This is a genomic window from Comamonas sp. AG1104 (assembly GCF_003350425.1).
In the GTDB taxonomy this organism is placed as follows: Bacteria; Pseudomonadota; Gammaproteobacteria; order Burkholderiales; family Burkholderiaceae_C; genus Comamonas; species Comamonas testosteroni.
Genome location: NZ_QQAS01000004.1, coordinates 94,015 through 110,368, shown reverse-complemented (window position 1 = coordinate 110,368; position 16,354 = coordinate 94,015). Strand labels below are relative to the sequence as shown.

Genomic DNA, 16,354 nt, shown 5'->3' with positions numbered 1-16,354 from the left:
CATGTCTCTCCTGGTCTGTGATCCGAGCCGAGGGCTCGCGCCATTTCTGATGGAAAAGCGGGCAGTGTAAGTGCGTGCCGGCACTGGCCTGAGCCGCTCAGATGGCCGGCGCCAGGGCCTGCTGCCTCAATCGGGTTTCAGATTGATCTTGCGGGCCAGCGCTTCCCATTTGTCCGAGATCTCGCGCACCCTGGCCTGGGCCTGCTCGGGACTGCTGCCCACCATCTCGATATCCACGGCCTTGACCCGCTCCTGCTGCTGTGGCGAGCGTATGGCGGCATCCATGGCTGCGAGAAAGCGCTTCTGGATATCGGCAGGAACACCCTTGGGAGCCGCCAGCAGCAGCCAGTAGGTGCCGTCGAAATCGGGGTAGCCCGACTCGGCAATCGTGGGCAGCGCCGGCAGCAGGGGCGAGCGCGTGCGCCCCGTGGTGGCCAGCGCGGTGACCCGGCCGCTCTGGATCTGGGGCAGCACCGTGGGGGCAGCCAGGAAGCCGCAGTCCACCTGGCCACCCATCAGATCCTGCATGGCCGGTGCCGGCCCCTTGTAGGGCACATGCACCATCTTCACGCCGGTGCCCGACAGCAGCGACTCCATGACCAGATGGCCGGGCGAGCCCGCGCCGCCCGTGGCATAGGTCAGCTCGCGCGTCTTGGCGGCCTCCAGCATGTCCTTGACGGACTTGAAGCCGAGGCCGGGGTTGCAGATCAGGGTCTGCGAGAACCTGGCGGCGGCATTGAGCACCACAATGGCATCGCTGGAGTAGCCGATGTTCTTGTAGATATGCTTGTTGACGGTGAGCACCGGGTCCATGGCCCACAGCCAGGTGTAGCCGTCGGCCGGGGCTCGCGCGACCTCGGCCGCACCGATATTGCCGTTGGCACCGGCACGGTTCTCCACGATCACGGCCTGCCCGAGCGCCTTCTGCACGGCCGCCGCGAGCGGGCGCACGGCGATGTCGGAGGGGCCGGCGGGCGGTGTGGGAACGATGATGCGTATGGGCTTGGCGGGCCAGGTGTCGGCCGCATGGGCTGCCGTGAGCAGCGCGGCGGCCGCCAGCCCGGCCAGAGTGCGGCGGGCGATACGGGTGCAAGGCATGGTGTCTCCTGTCGTTTTCTTTGGAGCCACTGTAAGCAGTGACTCGATAATGGATCTAATCCATCATTCCTAGAGAAAACCCACAAACTCCCATGACCAAGGCGCAGCGCCACCCCTGGCGGCAGCCGTCCGAGCTGGACGATCTGTTCCTCTACCATCTGGCCTGCCTGATGAGCTCGACCGGGACCATGGTGGTGCGCCTGTGCGAGGGCGGCTTCGGCATTACCCGGCGCGAGTGGCGCATGATCGGTCTGCTGGCCACCAAGGGCGCCATGCAGCCGTCCGGGCTCGCAGAGCTGGCACAGCTCGATCGCACGCGCACCTCGCGCACCATCTCCACGCTGATTGCCAAGGGGCTTCTGCACAAGCAGGGCATGGCCGGCGACGGGCGCCAGGCCATGGTGCAGCTGACGGACGCCGGGCTGGCGCTGCACACCCAGCTGTTTCCGCAGATACAGGCGATCAACCAGGAGCTGCTCGGCGACGTCAGCGATGCCGAGCTTCAGGTGCTGTCGCAGGTCTTCGAGCGCGTGCGCACCAGGGCGGCGCTCATGCAGGAGCAGGGCAGCTTTCCCAAGGCCGAACGACGTCGTGGCCGGGCAGCGGGCAAACAGCCCGCCCGCGATGACGCCGCCGGCTGACGGCCTGTGCACAACCCTATTGCCTGTTTGAGCCGCTGGCGCATACGCTAGGCCCTACAGTCCGGCTTGAAGGGGAGGGGCGTGATGGGTCTGGCACTGGTTCAAAGTCGTGCCCTGCTGGGCCTGCAGGCACCGGCCGTCACGGTGGAGGTCCATCTGGCCAACGGACTGCCTTCGTTCACGCTGGTGGGCCTGGCAGATGTGGAGGTCAAGGAGGCCCGCGAGCGCGTACGCGCTGCCATCGTCAATGCGGGGCTGCAGTTCCCGAACAACCAGCGCATCACGGTCAACCTGGCTCCGGCAGACCTGCCCAAGGACTCAGGCCGATTTGACCTGCCGATAGCGCTGGGAATTCTGGCGGCCAGCGGGCAGATCGATGCACAGCGGCTCGCCGATTATGAGTTCGCGGGAGAGCTGTCCCTGACCGGTGCCCTGCGTCCGGTGCGCGGGGCTCTGGCTACGGCGCTTGCCTTGCAGCGTCAGCAGCAGCGTGTGCGGCTGGTGCTGCCGCCGGACAGTGCGCTGGAGGCTGCTTTCGTGCCGGCTATCGAAGTCTTCGGCGCCGCGCATCTGCTGGATGTGGTCAGGCAGTTCATCGCGCATGACGCCACCGCGTCGGAGCAGGGCGATGACGCGGAGGGCTGGCAGCGGGTGCACTCCAGACCTGCCGAAGCCTCTTTGCAGTCGCTGGATCTGCGCGAGGTGCGCGGCCAGATGCAGGCCAAGCGCGCGCTTGAAATTGCAGCTGCCGGCGCGCATGGTGTGCTGATGATCGGCCCTCCGGGCTCGGGGAAATCCATGCTGGCCCAGCGCTTTGCGGGTTTGCTGCCCGGCATGACCGATGAGGAAGCGCTCGAAGCCGCAGCCATTGCCAGCCTCAGCGGTCGTTTCACGCCGCAGCTGTGGCGCCAGCGGCCGTTTGCCGCTCCCCATCACACGGCCAGCTCCATCGCGCTGGTCGGCGGCGGCTCTCCGCCCCGGCCTGGCGAGATTTCATATGCCCATTGCGGGGCGCTTTTTCTGGACGAGTTGCCCGAGTTCGCGCGCAGTGCCCTGGAGGCCTTGCGCGAGCCGCTGGAGACCGGGCGCATCACCATCGTGCGGGCCGTGCAGAGGGCGGAGTTTCCGGCCCGTTTCCAGCTGGTGGCAGCCATGAACCCCTGCCCCTGCGGCTACTGGGGCTCGCGCGTGAGGGCCTGCCGCTGCTCGCCCGATCAGGTGGCACGTTATCAGGCACGCATCAGCGGTCCCTTGCTGGACCGTATCGATCTGCATGTGGAGGTGGCGGCACTGTCGCCCGAGGAGTTGCTGGCAGCGCCCGAAGGCGAGAGCAGCGCTGCCGTGCAGCAACGTGTGATTGCAGCCAGAGACAAGGCCTTGCAGCGTCAGGGCCTGCCCAATCATCAGTTGCAGGGGGTGCAGCTCGACACGCATCTGCAGCTGGAGCCCGAGGCGCTGACCTTTGCGCACAAGGCTGCGGCGCGCCTTGGCTGGTCGGCACGCGGCACGCACCGGGCCTTGAAGGTGGCGCGAACCATTGCCGATCTGGCGGACTCGGATGCCATCACGCAAACCCATCTGGCCGAGGCATTGCAATACCGCCGCGCACTGATGCAGCCGTGAGGTCCTGCCGCCCTCAGGCGGCAAGAGCCAGCGCCACGGGCTGTGCCTGTGTGGCATGCGGATGGACACCCAGTACCTGCGCAAATGCATGCAGTGCCGGCGACCAGCCTTGTACGGCAGCAGTCACAAAACAGGTGTCGACAAAGGCCAGCTCCTGCCCGCTCTTGCCGGGCAGAGTCATCCAGTGCACGCCAAAGCGCTGCTGCTGGGCTTCGACCAGCGAGCGCGACAGCAGCGCATAGCCCATGCCGGCGGCCACGCAGCCGAGGATGGTGTCCAGCATGCCCAGCTCCATGATGCGTACCGCCGTCACACCCATGGAGGCCATCAGCAGCTCGATCCGCTGGCGATAGCTGCAGCCCTGGCGAAAGGCCAGAAACACGGAGCTGCTGAACTCTGCGGCGGTGGGGAAGCGCGTCAGCGGCTGTCCGCTGACCAGCACCAGCTCTTCGCGGAACACGGGCCAGGATTGCAGCTCGCTCTGTGGTGCGGCACCGTTGATGAAGGCACAGTCGATGCGACCGGCCGCCAGCTCCATCAGCAATGCAGCCGTGGGCTGGGCGTCCAGTTCCAGGTCGATATCCGGATGCAGCCTGCGCAACTCGGCCAGCAGAGGCGGCAGACGCAGTGCGGCCGTGGTTTCCATCGAGCCTATGCGCAAGGCGCCCTTGACCTGGCCGGCTGCAAACTGCCGGGCTTGCAGCATGGCCAGCACCTGGTCGTGCGACTGCAGCATCTGCCGCGCAGACTCCAGCAGCGTGCGTCCGGCCGGAGTGGGAAAGACCGGGCTGGCCCGCATCAGCAGCTGCACGCCTGCTTCATCCTCGAGCTTTTTGATATGGGCCGTGACATTGGATTGCACGGTGTGCAGCCGCTGGGCAGCGGCACCAAAGCTGCCGCTTTCGCAGACGGCTTCGAACATGCGCAGGGATTTGAGTTGCATATGCGGCTCCAATATCTTGAATTGAGATGCAAGTCATCATTTTGAATCATTGGACATGATTGAGTCGCAGCGATTAGGCTTGATGCAAATTTCCCTGGAACCCGAGCTGTGATCGAACGCAAAGAACTTCCCCTGCTGTTGACCGGCTTCATGGCCACCCTGAGCGGCGTCGGTCTGGCCCGTTTCGCCTATACGGCGCTGATGCCGCAGATGGTGCATGCGGGCTGGTTCAGCGGCGAGCAGGTGGCTTATCTGGGGGCAGCCAATCTGCTCGGCTATCTGATCGGGGCTCTGGTCGCCGCGCCGCTGGCCGAGCGCATGGGCGCGCTGCGCGTGCTGGTGATCTGCTGGGTGGCCGTAATGCTGAGCTTTGCCGGCTGCAGCCTGCCCCAGCCCATGGCCCTGTTCTTTGTCTGGCGGCTGATCTCTGGCATTGCCGGGGCCGCGCTGATGGTGCTGGGCCCTTCGGTGGCCATGGCTGCGGCCGCGCCGCAGCGCCGTGCCACGCTGGGCCCGCTGATGTTCTGCGGCATTGGCGTGGGCGCCTTGCTGGCCGCCACCCTGGTGCCCATGTTTGCGCGCAGCAGCCTGAGCGCCGTCTGGTGGGCGCTGACGGCGCTATGTGCGCTGGCGCTCTACAGCGGCTGGCATGCTGCGCGCCAGATCCCGCTGAATGCGCCGGTGGCGGTCCAGCCCACGGCGACGGCCGCAACTTCCGGTGCAACGCCATGGAGCCTGGCGGTGATCCTGGTGTTGACCGCCTATGCCTGCGACGCCTTCGGCTTTGTGCCGCACACCGTGTTCTGGGTGGACTACCTGGATCGCGAGCTGCAGCTGGGCGGCGCCTATGCTTCGACGCAATGGGCATTCTTCGGGCTTGGCGCGATGATCGGGCCGCTGTGTGCGGCCTACTGTGCCACGCGCTGGGGCTGGTGGGGAACGACCACGGGCGCCTATGCCCTCAAGGCCGTGGCCATCGGCCTGCCGCTGGTCTGGGCCGGTTTCGGCGGTCATGCGCTGTCGGGTTTTGTGGTGGGGGCGCTGTCACCGGGCATGGCGGCCATCACCTCGGGTTATCTGATGCAGCTCATCGGCCCCGGCCAGCACAAGAAAATGTGGGGCTATGCCACGGCGGCATTTGCGCTGTTGCAGGCCAGCTCCGGCTATCTGATGGCATTTGTCTACGCCAGCAGCGGCAGCTATCGCCAGCTGTTCGTGCTGGGCTGCGCGGCGCTGGGCCTCGGGGCGCTGCTGGTGGCCTCCAGCCGCCTGGCCCGCGCGGCGCAATGATCCATATCGAGAAGTGAGAACCAGGAGACGCACGATGAGCAAACTACCTTTGTGGATGACAGGCCTGGGTCTGCAGCATCCCATCATTCAGGCCCCGATGGCCGGGACCTCGACCCCGCAGCTGGCGGCTGCCGTGAGCAATGCATACGCCCTGGGTTCGGTCGGCATAGGCGCCTACGGCCTCGAGCAGGCGCGCCAGCACATTGAACAGACGCGTGCGCTGACCAATCACCCCTTCAACGTCAACCTCTTCTGTCACCGTGCGCCAGCAGCAGATGCAGAGCGCGAAGCGCAGTGGCTGCGCTATCTGGCGCCGGAGTTCGAGCGCTACGGCGTGTCCGTGCCGTCTGGCCTGCGCTGCATCTACGAGTCAGCGCTGGGCAATGCGCGATTGCAGGCCATGCTGCTGGAGCTGCATCCCGCCGTGGTGAGCTTTCATTTTGGTCTGCCGGAGCAGGGCTTTGTCGATGCCTTGCGCGCGGCCGGCATCACCACGCTGGCCTGTGCCACCAGTCTCGATGAGGCGCGCCAGATCGAGCAGGCCGGGGTGGATGTGATCGTGGCCCAGGGCATGGAGGCGGGCGGCCATCGCGGCGCTTTCGTGCCCGAGCAGGACAGGCTGCTGGGAACCATGGCGCTGGTGCGGCTGCTGGCGCGCGAGTCCCGCCTGCCCGTGGTCGCCGCAGGCGGCATCATGGACGGCGCGGGCATTGCCGCTGCGCTGCAGCTCGGAGCCTGTGCCGTGCAGATGGGTACGGCCTTCATACTCTGCCCCGAATCCGCAGCCAGCCAGGCCTACCGCGCCGAGCTGCAAGGCGACAGCGCACGGCACACGGCCATCACCGCTGCTATTTCCGGTCGTCCTGCGCGCGGCATGTTCAACCGTCTGCACCAGCTGGGACGAGACTATGCGGGAGCACTGCCCGCCTATCCCATGGTGTATGACGCAGGCAAGGCGCTGCACCAGGCAGCCAGCGCGCAGGGCAGCACCGACTATGCCGCGCACTGGGCCGGGCAGGGCGCACCGCTGGCTCGCGCCCTCCCTGCCGCCGAACTCGTGCGCACGCTGGCGCAGGAGCTGGATGCGGCGACTTCGGCTTAGCCCGGATCAGGCGCGGGCCACCCAGCAAGGCATGGTGCGGTCTTGCGAAGCTAGAGGACCTGTTTTTCGCGCAGCGCCTGCAGTTGCGCAGCGTCGAGCTGCAGTCTTTCACGCAACACCTCCTCGGTGTGCTGGCCCAGGGCTGGAGGCGCATAACGCAGTGTTGCCGGAGTGTCGGACAGGCGCAAAGGGCTGGCTGTGGTGACCACCTGGTTGATGCACTCGCCCTGCGGCAGCTGTCCATCCGGGTAGCGCTGCTGCGTGATGCGCAGGCCACGTGCCTGCACTTGGGGGTCTTCAAAGGCCTGATGGATGTTGTTGATGGGGCCGCAGGGCACGGCGCTGGCTTCCAGCAGCGCGATCCAGTCGGCCGTGCTGCGGCTGACGGTCAGCTCGGACATCATGGTCACCATCTCCACGCGGTGAATGACCCGGCCCGCGTTCGTGGTGAAGCGCGCGTCATGGTGCCAGACCACGCCGGCCGCTTCGCAAAAGCGTGCGAACTGCCCATCGTTGCCGATCGCCAGCAGCATATTGCCGTCGGCCGTGGGAAAGTCCTGATAAGGAACCACGCTGGGGTGGGTGTTGCCCTGGCGGCCCGGAATGCTCCCGGTGTTCAGGAAACCTGTGCCCTGGTTGGCCAGCACTGCCATGGCCACGTCCAGCAGCGCCATATCGATATGCTGGCCTCGACCTGTGTGGTGTCGTGCTTCCAGAGCGCTCAGAATGGCGCTGGTGGCATACATGCCGGTGAACAGATCGATCACGGCCACACCCACGCGCAAGGGGCCGCCGCCGGGCTCGCTGTCCGCGCGGCCGGTAATGCTCATCAGACCGCTCATGGCCTGGATCAGCAGGTCGTAACCTGCGCGCGGCGCATAGGGCCCGGTATGGCCGAAGCCGGTGACGGAGCAGTAGATCAGACGGGGGTTGAGGGCCGCGAGGCTGGCGTAGTCCAGTCCATAGCGCTGCAGGCCGCCGGTCTTGAAGTTCTCCACCACGATGTCGCTGTCCTTGGCCAGCTCGCGGATGATGGCCTGGCCTTCCGGGGTCGCCATGTCGACCGTGACCGAGCGCTTGTTGCGGTTGCAGGCCGCGAAGTAGCAGGCGTGTGCAGATGCATCGCCCTGTGCATCGGCAAAAAAGGGCGGGCCCCAGTGGCGGGTGTCATCGCCTTCGCCGGGCTTTTCGATCTTGATCACGTCGGCGCCCATATCGGCCAGATTCTGTGTGCACCAGGGGCCGGCGAGCACGCGGGAGAGGTCCAGCACGCGCAGATGGCTCAGGGCACCTGTGCGGGAAGTGGCGGAAGAGTCGGGGGCAGCAGCAGTCATGGAAGCGAAAAGAGAGTTCAGGTCCGCGAAGGGGCTGGCAGCCATCGTAGGCAAGCCCGGTCGCCGCGTGTTTCGCATTTGTGGAAGCCGGGTTTATCCGGGCCAGCCGCGCCAATCCGCGACAGCCGATCACTGGCTGCGTTCATACAATGAAGCCATGTCCATGCACTTTGACCTCGTAGACCTGCGCTTGATGACCCATATCGCGGAGGCCAACAGCATGACTCGTGGCGCCGAGCTCTCGTGCATTTCGCTGCCGGCTGCCAGCACGCGCATCAAGAATCTGGAAGACAGCATCGGCACCAAGCTGCTCTATCGCACCAGCCAGGGCGTGACCCTGACGCCGCCCGGCCAGGCGTTTGTGACCCATGCGCGCATGGTGCTCAGCCAGATCGAGCATCTGCGTGGTGACATGCAGGAGTATGTGCGTGGCATCAAGGGCCATCTGCGCGTGTATGCCAACACCACCTCGCTGAGCGAATTCCTGCCGCCGGTATTGCGCGAGTTTCTGGGCCGCAATCCGGATGTGAATGTGGATCTGCGCGAGCGCCTGTCCCACGACATCGTGCGCGCCGTGACCGAAGGGCAGACCGACATCGGCATCGTGGCCGGTCTGGTGCGTACAGAGAACCTGGAAACCCTGCCCTATCGCAAGGACAGGCTGGTGTTGGTGGTGCCCAAGGGGCATGCGCTGGATGGGGAGATGCAGCTGGCGTTTTCCGACACGCTGGATCTGGACTATGTGGGCCTGCACGAGTCCAGTGCCATCCATGCTTTTCTGCGTCAGGCCTCGGACCATCTGCACAAGCCCATCAAGCAGCGCATCCAGGTTGGCAACTTCGAGACGGCATGCCGCATGATCGAGTCCGGCGTGGGTGTGGGCGTGCTGCCGGAGTCGGCGGCCAGCCGCCATGCGGCGGTCATGAACATCGCCATCGTGCCGCTGTCGGATGCCTGGTCGGTACGCGATATGCAGATCTGCATGCGCAGCCTGGATGCGCTGCCCAGTTTTGCCAAGGAGCTGGTGCAGATGCTGGTGATCGACGCTGCGGGAACGTCCGATACCGGTGAGCTGCTTTAGGAGCGCAAGCACTTTCTAAAACGAGAGCGCGTTGCGTACGTTGAGTATGGGCTTCAAGGCGATTCAAGTCTGAAGACATGATTCCATGAGCGGGAGCTGCTCACTTTTCCAGTGTGGTGGAGGCCTTCCAGTACTTGAACGTGCCCTGGGCGGTAGCCACCAGCGTTCCTTGTGCGTCGGTGATCCTGGCGGCGCAGCTGCACAGGCTGCGGCTGGCTTGCACTACCCAGCCCTCGGCCAGCAAACCGCCGCGACCGGGACGGTGAAAGCGGCTGCTCATCTCCACCGTCACGGCGGTTTGCGATGGCGCCTGGGGCAGCGCGCTGGCGGCGCGCGACATCACAGAATCCAGCAGGCTCATCAGCACGCCGCCATGAGCGGCAGGCAGCTGGTTGAGCAGCTCCTCGCGCAACTCGGGCAGTCGTATCTGCACCATGCCGGGGGGCGCATCGGCCACCTGGCAGGCACCCAGCAGGCGCATGAAAGCGCTGCGCTCATGGCCGGATGCCACAGGCCTTGTTGTCGGCGGGGTGATGACGCTCATGCGTTGGCCCGCGCTTCGCGCACCATGTTGCGGGCAATGATGATCTGCTGGATCTGCGTCGTGCCTTCGTACAGCCGGAACAGGCGCACATCGCGGTAGAAGCGTTCGATGCCGTATTCCGACATATAGCCCGATCCGCCCAGGATCTGCACCGCGCGGTCGGCCACGCGGCCGCACATCTCGGTGGCGAACATCTTGGCGCAGGAGGCCTCGGTCGACACATTGCTGCCGTCGTCACGGCGGCGGGCTGCATCGATCGTCATGCATTCAGCCGCGTACAGCTCGGCCTGGCTGTCGGCCAGCATGGCCTGCACCAGCTGAAAGTCACAGATCGCCTGGCCGAACTGCTTGCGCTCCAGCGCGTACTGCAAGGCATCGCGCAGAATGCGCCTGGCGCAGCCCACGGCCACGGCGGCAATGTGGATGCGGCCTTTTTCAAGCACCTTCATGGCAGTCTTGAAACCCTTGCCTTCCTGCAGGCCGATCAGATTGGCGGCCGGCACCTTGACGTTGTCAAAGATCACGTCGCAGGTGTGGGCGCCGCGTTGGCCCATTTTCTTGTCGTATTTTCCGAAGCTGATGCCCGCTGACCTGGCGTCGACGATGAAGGAGGACACACCACCCGCGCCCTTGTCCTCGGGGTTGGTGCGGGCCATCAGCGTGAACATGCCCGCGTGCGGCGCATTGGTGATGAAGCGCTTGGTGCCGTTGACGATGTAGTGGTCGCCGTTCCTGATCGCCGTGGTGCGCAGCGATGCCGCGTCGGAGCCGGCTTCGGGCTCGGTCAGTGCGAACGAGGCAATCACCTCGCCAGTGGCAAGCCTTGGCAGCCACTGCGCCTGCTGCTCGGGCGTGCCATCCATCAAAATGCCTTGTGAGCCAATGCCGACGGTGGTGCCGATGACGGAGCGAAACGCCGGCGCTGTCTGGCACAGCTCCAGCAGCACGCGGACCTCTTCCTCCATGGTCAGCTCCAGCCCCCCGAAGCGTTCGGGAATGGTCAGCCCGAAGAGGCCCAGATCGCGCATCTCCTGCACGATGGTGGCGGGGATTTCGTCGGTGTCGGCCACTTCGTTTTCGGCAGGCACCAGACGCTCGCGCACAAAGCGGCGCACGCTGTCGAGCAGGGCTTCAAGGGTTTCGGGATCTCGAATCATGTGATTTATTCCTTGTCTCGTATGGCTTGTCTTGCCTGATGGGTAGCTTCTTGCAGAAGCACTCAGCAGCTACTGTCCGTGAGGTAAAGGCCGGTGTGTCTTCGCGCGGAGGCTGGCCTGCACCGAAAAGCGGTAGCCCTGCCAGGGATGACGCGTAGCGGCTTGGGCTTAGAGTGCCTGCGCAGTTCCCAGAACCGCCGTGGCCTGGCTGGAAAGCGTGCCGCCGTTGCCATGGACCACGGCCGTGCTGTGGCGTGCCAGCTGTCGCTGGCCGGCCTGACCGCGCAGCTGGCGCACGGCCTCGATCAGCAGGAACACGCCATACATGCCCGGGTGGACGCAGGACAGGCCGCCGCCATTGGTGTTCACGGCCAGACGGCCGCCGGGGGCGATGGCGCCGCCTTGCACAAAGGAGCCGCCCTCGCCCTTGCGGCAAAAGCCCAGGTCTTCGAGGAACAGGATGGTGTTGATGGTGAAGGCGTCATACAGCTGGGCCATGTCCATGTCGGCTGGCGTCAGCCCTGCCATGGCAAAGGCCTGCCGGCCGGACTGGGTGGCCGAGGTCACGGTCTGATCGGGCATGCAGGAGATCTGGCGGTTCCAGCAGGCCGTGGCATTGCCGAGGATGTAGACGGGGGGCTGCGCCAGATCCCTGGCTCGGTCCGCTCGGGTGAGCACGATGGCGCCGGCACCGTCGGTGACCAGGCAGCAGTCGCGCAGGCCAAGGGGGCTGGAGACCATGCGCGCCTTCAGCACATCGTCGATGGTGAGCGGGTCGCGCATGAAGGCTTCGGGGTTGAGTTGGGCCCAGGCACGGGCCGCTACCGCCACCTCGGCCAGCTGCTCGCGCGTGGTGCCATACTGGTGCATATGGCGCTGGGCAGCCAGCGCATAGGCCGAGGCCGGCAGCAGCGGGTCGTAAGGGTGTTCATAAGGCTGAGGGTCCATGGTGCGGCGCGCGGCCACGATGTCCTTGCGGCCTGCGGTGCCGGAGCGCTGGGCGCTGCCGTAGCAGATCAGCACGGCTTTGCACTGCCCGGCTTCCAGCGCGCGCATGGCGGGCAGCAAATGGGCTACGAAGCTGCTGCCGCCCAGCATGGTTCCGTCGATGTAGCTGGGATTGATGCCCAGATGTTCGATCACCGGCATGGCCCACATGCTGGCGGTGACGCTGCAGGTGGCAAGGCCGTCGATGTCCTGCATGCTCAGGCCGGCATCGGCCACGGCCGCGTGGGCAGCACGTACCAGCAGCGTCATATCGTCCATGCCGGGGGCTTCGCCGCAGCCATAGGTGGCAGCGCCGGCAATGGCCACTTTGCCGCGCAGGGCACGATTCACGGCTGCGGCGTCCAGGCTGGATGAAGGCAGAGAAACGCTCATGCGACCTCTCCTGGTGCATTGATGGCGGGGTGGAATACGACCAGTCCCTTGCCGTTGTGCTGGATAGTCTGGGCAGTGACCCGCATGCCGATCTGCACGCGCTCGGGTGCAATGCCTTCGATGCGGCTCATCATGCGCACGTCTTCATCCAGATCGATCAGCGCCACGTTGTAGTCACCGCCGGCTTCGGCTTTGCGGGCGATGGTGGTGGTGGAGTAGACCGTGCCCTGGCCGCTGGGGCGTACCCAGCGCAGCGGGCTGGCGCCGCAGTGCGGGCACAGCTCACGCGGGGTGAACACATGTTGCTGGCAGGCCGTGCATTGCTGGATGGCGAATCGGCCGGCATCCAGTTCGGCCTGGTAATGGGTCTGCGCGCTTAAGTGCATGGGTGAGGCTCCGGGTTTCCTTGTTTTGAGACCAGCATGCCTGCATCGCGCCCCGGTCTCAATTCGTGAATCTGAAACACCGTCTTCACGGAATATGGCGAGGGTCAGGCTTCACATCCGGGAGAGCCGCGGAGCGGGCGACCGCGCATGACGCGAACGCGACAGAAGCGCCTCAGGCATGCTGTTTTCCCGGGCCATTACTGAGTGGTGAGACAGAGGATCAGCCGGCCTTGATGCCTGCGGTCTGTATCACCTTCTGCCATTTCCGCAGCTCGCCTTTCAGGCGCTGGCGCATCTCTTCGGGCGTGCCAGGATCGCCTTCGGCGCCGGCCTCCAGCAGACGGGTCCTGACGGCAGGGTCGCTCAGGGCCAGGTTGAAGTCGGCGTTCAGCTTGGCCAGCACTGCCTCCGGCGTCCTGGCTGGTGCAAACAGCGCTGCCCATGAATAGGCTTCATAGTTCGGCAGACTGCCGGATTCGGCAATCGTCGGCACCTGGGGCAGCATGTCCGAGCGCTTCTTGCTGGCCACGCCCAGCACCTTGATACGGCCTGTCCTGATGTGTTGCAGGGCCGAGGGGGCATCGGCAAACATCAGCTGGATTTGGCCGCCCAGCAAGTCGGTCATGGCCGGCGCGCTGCCCTTGTAGGGGATGTGCTGCAGCTGGGTCCCGGCTTCCATGTTGAAGAGTTCGCCGGCCAGGTGGGTGCCGCCGCCATTGCCGGAGGAGCCATAGCTGAGCACCGTACCTTTTTTGGACAGAGCTATCAGCTCTTTGACATTGTTCGCCGGCACGGAGGGATGGGCCACCAGGAAGACCGGGAACAGCGCGGCAAAGCTGACGGGGACGAAGTCCTTTTCGATGTCATAGGACAGCTTGCCCATCAGCCAGGGGTTCACCGCATGGTGGATGGAGCCGACAAAGAAGTTGTAGCCATCGGCTGGGTCCTTGGCTGCTGCTGTGGCACCGACCACGCCGCCTGCGCCGGCGCGGTTGTCGATGATGGCGGCCTGGTTCCACATCGTGGCCAGCTTTTGCGTGAAGATGCGCGCCGTGGTGTCCACCGGGCCGCCTGGAGGAAACGGCACGGTGAACTTCACGGCCTTGGCTGGCCAGTGGCTGGTCTGGGACCAGGAGGCATTGCTCAGGGAGCTGAGCACGCCCGCTGCGAGCAGATGGCGGCGGTTCAGGGAAACGGCGTGGGATGGCATGGAGGATGTCTCACTGGATCTTGGCGGAGGCCCGGGCCTCACATGGGAAGGGACTCGGCCTGGGCATGCAGCAGGCGCTTGACGATTTTTCCGTTGGGGTTGGTAGGCAGCGCTGCCACCGTCTCGATGCGGGATGGGCGCTTGTAGGGCGCAAGGCGTTCGCGCAAATGGGCTTGCAGGGCCGGGATATCCAGCTGGGAACCGGGGCGCAGTTCCACAAAGGCAATCACCTGTTCGTTGCCATCGGCCTCCCTGCGTCCCACCACGGCCGAGCGCTCGATGCTGGGATGTGCATTGAGTGCGGTCTCGACCTCTGCGGGATAGACGTTGAAGCCGGAGCGAATGATCATTTCCTTCAGGCGGCCCACTACCCACAGAGCGCCGTCTGAAGTCAGCTCGCCCAGGTCGCCGCTGGCATACCAGCCTCCGGGGCGCATGGCTGCCGCAGTGGCTTGCGGGTCGCGGAAATAGCCGGGCATCAGACCGCGGCCGCGCACCCACAGCTCTCCGCGCTCTCCGCAGGGCAGGGCCTGGCCGGTGGCTGGGTCGGTCACCTGTACTTCGGCCTCGGCCACGGCATAGCCAGCGCTGGTGTCCTTGCGCCACTCGTGCATGCGGGTGATGTGGACCGAGCCCGCGTATTCCGACAGGCCGTAGCCGTGGTGCAGGGCCTGACCGAAGAGGTTTTCCACACGTTCCTTGAGCGCCATGTCGAGAGGGCCGGCACCGGTATAGACAAAGCGCAGCGCCGGAGCCTTGACCTGATCTATGCCTTGCTCCTGCAGATAGGCCAACAGACGAGAGAACAGTGCGGGCGGACCTTGCAGTTGCGAGACTCCATGGTATTCGAGTGCATCCAGCAGATCGGCCGGGTCGAACTGGGGGCGCATTACCAGTTGGGCCCGCGCATGCAAGGCCGTGAGCATGACGGTGGCCAGGCCAAAGATGTGCGTCATGGGTACGAAGGCATAGCAGCGGTCAGCCGGCGACAGCGCACGCGAGGCCGCAGACTGCTGCGCAAAATGGCACAGCGCATCATGGCCCAGCATCACTCCCTTGGGCTGGCCCGTGGTACCAGAAGTGAAGATCAGGCCTGCCACCTCGGATTGCAGCGGCCCGGTTTCGCTGAGGCTGTCCGCCCTGATCGGGCTGTAGGCCATGCCTGGCAGACAGCTGGGCAGGGCCTGGTAGCGCCGGGCATGTGCTTGTGCGCTGGCGGAAGCGCTGGCCGTGAAGTACACGGTGCGCGCATCGGCACGTTCGGCGAAGGCATCGATTTCGGTCGGCGCCATGCGCGCGTTGACGCCGCAAGACCAGGCACCTATGCGGCTGCATGCAAAGATCAGCGCTGCGTGTTCGGGGCAGTTCTCGGCCACGACCATCACGCGGTCGCCGGGGCGTACCTGCAGGCTGCGCAACTCCTTCTCGGCTTGATCGGCCAGGCGGGAGATGTCTCCAAAACTGAGGCTGCGATCGGGCAGCAGGATGAAAGGGGCACCGGCTCCCTGCTCCAGGCTGCGTTCGAGCAAATGGTGGATGCGTGCAGTCATGGTCAGTTGATCTCGATGCCATGGGTCACGGTGGCCCACATGGCGCGCTCCTTGGCGGCGCGGTCGGCCAGCGTCTGGGCAGAGCCGGTCCATTCGTCATAGCCCAGTTCTGCGTAGCGCTTTTTCAGCTCGGGCTGGCCCAGTGCGGCATTGATGGCTTTGTTCATCTGCTGCACCAGCTCCGGCGACATGCCCTTGGGTCCGTAGACTCCATACCAGCCGCCCACGTCAAAGCCCTTGAGGCCCTCGATGCCGGATTCGGCAAAGGTCGGTACATCGGGCAGAGAGGGGTTGCGCCTGGGCGAGGTCACCGCCACGGCCCGCACCTTATGGCTGTGTATAAAGGTGCTGGCGGTGCTGATGATGTCCATCATCATGCTGATCTGGCCGCCGATCACATCGTTCATGGCCGGGGCATTGCCTTTGTAGGGCACATGATTCATCTCGATGCCGCTGCGCGTGGCGAACAGCAGAGCGCCAAGATGATTGGAGCCGCCGATGCCGGCCGAGCCATAGCTGAGTTTCTGGGGATGGGCCTTGGCGTAGCTGACCAGCTCGGCTGCGTTGCTGTAGGGCTCGTTCTTGTTGATCACCAGCACGTTGTAGTAGCTCAGCACGGGGGCCAGTGCGCTCAAATCCTTGGCCGGATCGAACTGCATTTGCTTCATCACATTGGGGCTGATGGTGATGGTGGGGCTGGCCGCAAACCAGAGGGTCTTGCCGTCGGGCTTGGCGCGCATCACCTCGCTGCCGGCCAGCGTGGCATTGGCGCCGGTCTTGTTCTCCACGGTGACCGGGCTGCCCAGCTCCTTGGAAAGCGCTTGTGCAAACAGGCGGGCGCCCTGGTCCACAGGGCCGCCGGCCGAGTAGCCGACCAGCAGGCGAACAGGGGCGCTGCTGGCACCGATCTGGGCCATGGCCGTGGTGGCCGCGCTCAGCGCCAACGCGGACAGTAGAACGTTGCGACGTGTGCAGGTATGCATGTCTTGTCTCCTGGTGATGGGGCCCTTGTGGG

At 65.3% G+C, this 16,354-nt stretch carries 15 protein-coding genes; 5 read left to right on the top strand and 10 right to left on the bottom strand.

Annotated elements, in window-relative coordinates; all coding sequences use genetic code 11:
• Positions 1–126: 126 nt before the first annotated feature.
• Positions 127–1,098, bottom strand: coding sequence for a tripartite tricarboxylate transporter substrate binding protein (locus tag DFO48_RS12395; protein WP_114863586.1), 972 nt, complete (start codon positions 1,096–1,098; stop codon positions 127–129).
• 92 nt (positions 1,099–1,190) lie between these two features.
• On the opposite strand from DFO48_RS12395, the gene DFO48_RS12390 reads away from it, so the two are divergent.
• The gene (locus tag DFO48_RS12390) at positions 1,191–1,739 is read left to right on the top strand and encodes a MarR family winged helix-turn-helix transcriptional regulator (RefSeq protein ID WP_114863585.1); all 549 of its coding nucleotides are present in this window, start codon (positions 1,191–1,193) and stop codon (positions 1,737–1,739) included.
• Positions 1,740–1,823: 84 nt separating this feature from the next.
• A complete protein-coding gene (locus DFO48_RS12385; RefSeq protein WP_114863584.1) occupies positions 1,824–3,362 on the top strand; it encodes a YifB family Mg chelatase-like AAA ATPase in 1,539 nt (512 codons plus the stop codon).
• Between the two features lie 13 nt (positions 3,363–3,375).
• On the opposite strand, the gene DFO48_RS12380 is transcribed toward DFO48_RS12385, so the two are convergent.
• Positions 3,376–4,305 carry a LysR substrate-binding domain-containing protein gene (locus tag DFO48_RS12380; RefSeq protein WP_114863583.1) on the bottom strand — a complete coding sequence of 310 codons (930 nt, stop codon included), beginning with the start codon at positions 4,303–4,305 and terminating at the stop codon, positions 3,376–3,378.
• 108 nt (positions 4,306–4,413) lie between these two features.
• On the opposite strand from DFO48_RS12380, the gene DFO48_RS12375 reads away from it, so the two are divergent.
• Entirely contained in the window at positions 4,414–5,595 is a 1,182-nt protein-coding gene (locus DFO48_RS12375) for a YbfB/YjiJ family MFS transporter (protein WP_003071751.1), read from the top strand.
• 34 nt (positions 5,596–5,629) lie between these two features.
• Positions 5,630–6,697: a nitronate monooxygenase family protein gene (locus DFO48_RS12370; protein ID WP_114863582.1), complete on the top strand. Its 1,068-nt coding sequence runs from the start codon at positions 5,630–5,632 to the stop codon at positions 6,695–6,697.
• 50 nt (positions 6,698–6,747) lie between these two features.
• Here DFO48_RS12370 and DFO48_RS12365 read toward each other — a convergent pair whose 3' ends face one another.
• The gene (locus DFO48_RS12365; RefSeq protein WP_114863827.1) at positions 6,748–8,031 is read right to left on the bottom strand and encodes a CaiB/BaiF CoA-transferase family protein; all 1,284 of its coding nucleotides are present in this window, start codon (positions 8,029–8,031) and stop codon (positions 6,748–6,750) included.
• Between the two features lie 157 nt (positions 8,032–8,188).
• Between DFO48_RS12365 and DFO48_RS12360 the strand changes: the two genes are divergently transcribed.
• The gene (locus tag DFO48_RS12360) at positions 8,189–9,112 is read left to right on the top strand and encodes a LysR substrate-binding domain-containing protein (protein WP_114863581.1); all 924 of its coding nucleotides are present in this window, start codon (positions 8,189–8,191) and stop codon (positions 9,110–9,112) included.
• A 100-nt stretch (positions 9,113–9,212) separates the two neighbouring features.
• On the opposite strand, the gene DFO48_RS12355 is transcribed toward DFO48_RS12360, so the two are convergent.
• The 7 genes from DFO48_RS12355 to DFO48_RS12325 all read right to left on the bottom strand — a co-directional run bounded on the left by DFO48_RS12355 (position 9,213) and on the right by DFO48_RS12325 (position 16,322).
• A complete protein-coding gene (locus DFO48_RS12355) occupies positions 9,213–9,656 on the bottom strand; it encodes a PaaI family thioesterase (protein ID WP_114863580.1) in 444 nt (147 codons plus the stop codon).
• Positions 9,653–10,813: an acyl-CoA dehydrogenase family protein gene (locus DFO48_RS12350; RefSeq protein WP_114863579.1), complete on the bottom strand. Its 1,161-nt coding sequence runs from the start codon at positions 10,811–10,813 to the stop codon at positions 9,653–9,655. The genes DFO48_RS12355 and DFO48_RS12350 overlap by 4 nt, the downstream gene beginning before the upstream one ends.
• Positions 10,814–10,981: 168 nt before the next feature.
• Positions 10,982–12,193 (bottom strand): thiolase, encoded by a 1,212-nt coding sequence (locus tag DFO48_RS12345; RefSeq protein ID WP_114863578.1) that lies wholly within the window; start codon positions 12,191–12,193, stop codon positions 10,982–10,984.
• Positions 12,190–12,579 carry a Zn-ribbon domain-containing OB-fold protein gene (locus DFO48_RS12340; RefSeq protein ID WP_114863577.1) on the bottom strand — a complete coding sequence of 130 codons (390 nt, stop codon included), beginning with the start codon at positions 12,577–12,579 and terminating at the stop codon, positions 12,190–12,192. The genes DFO48_RS12345 and DFO48_RS12340 overlap by 4 nt, the downstream gene beginning before the upstream one ends.
• Before the next feature lie 220 nt (positions 12,580–12,799).
• A complete protein-coding gene (locus tag DFO48_RS12335; RefSeq protein WP_114863576.1) occupies positions 12,800–13,789 on the bottom strand; it encodes a tripartite tricarboxylate transporter substrate binding protein in 990 nt (329 codons plus the stop codon).
• 38 nt (positions 13,790–13,827) lie between these two features.
• On the bottom strand, positions 13,828–15,339 hold the full coding sequence (locus DFO48_RS12330) for a class I adenylate-forming enzyme family protein (RefSeq protein WP_114863575.1): 1,512 nt from the start codon (positions 15,337–15,339) through the stop codon (positions 13,828–13,830).
• Between the two features lie 2 nt (positions 15,340–15,341).
• Entirely contained in the window at positions 15,342–16,322 is a 981-nt protein-coding gene (locus DFO48_RS12325; protein ID WP_003071741.1) for a tripartite tricarboxylate transporter substrate binding protein, read from the bottom strand.
• Between the last annotated feature and the right edge of the window lie 32 nt (positions 16,323–16,354).

Excerpts from the sequence above, each read along its gene's own strand:
- DFO48_RS12370 (WP_114863582.1), top strand. The coding sequence starts at position 5,630 with ATGAGCAAACTACCTTTGTGGATGACAGGCCTGGGTCTGCAGCATCCC.
- DFO48_RS12325 (WP_003071741.1), bottom strand. The coding sequence starts at position 16,322 with ATGCATACCTGCACACGTCGCAACGTTCTACTGTCCGCGTTGGCGCTG.
- DFO48_RS12330 (WP_114863575.1), bottom strand. The coding sequence starts at position 15,339 with ATGACTGCACGCATCCACCATTTGCTCGAACGCAGCCTGGAGCAGGGA.
- DFO48_RS12390 (WP_114863585.1), top strand. The coding sequence starts at position 1,191 with ATGACCAAGGCGCAGCGCCACCCCTGGCGGCAGCCGTCCGAGCTGGAC.
- DFO48_RS12385 (WP_114863584.1), top strand. The coding sequence starts at position 1,824 with ATGGGTCTGGCACTGGTTCAAAGTCGTGCCCTGCTGGGCCTGCAGGCA.
- DFO48_RS12340 (WP_114863577.1), bottom strand. The coding sequence starts at position 12,579 with ATGCACTTAAGCGCGCAGACCCATTACCAGGCCGAACTGGATGCCGGC.
- DFO48_RS12345 (WP_114863578.1), bottom strand. The coding sequence starts at position 12,193 with ATGAGCGTTTCTCTGCCTTCATCCAGCCTGGACGCCGCAGCCGTGAAT.
- DFO48_RS12380 (WP_114863583.1), bottom strand. The coding sequence starts at position 4,305 with ATGCAACTCAAATCCCTGCGCATGTTCGAAGCCGTCTGCGAAAGCGGC.
- DFO48_RS12335 (WP_114863576.1), bottom strand. The coding sequence starts at position 13,789 with ATGCCATCCCACGCCGTTTCCCTGAACCGCCGCCATCTGCTCGCAGCG.
- DFO48_RS12360 (WP_114863581.1), top strand. The coding sequence starts at position 8,189 with ATGTCCATGCACTTTGACCTCGTAGACCTGCGCTTGATGACCCATATC.
- DFO48_RS12395 (WP_114863586.1), bottom strand. The coding sequence starts at position 1,098 with ATGCCTTGCACCCGTATCGCCCGCCGCACTCTGGCCGGGCTGGCGGCC.
- DFO48_RS12355 (WP_114863580.1), bottom strand. The coding sequence starts at position 9,656 with ATGAGCGTCATCACCCCGCCGACAACAAGGCCTGTGGCATCCGGCCAT.
- DFO48_RS12350 (WP_114863579.1), bottom strand. The coding sequence starts at position 10,813 with ATGATTCGAGATCCCGAAACCCTTGAAGCCCTGCTCGACAGCGTGCGC.
- DFO48_RS12365 (WP_114863827.1), bottom strand. The coding sequence starts at position 8,031 with ATGACTGCTGCTGCCCCCGACTCTTCCGCCACTTCCCGCACAGGTGCC.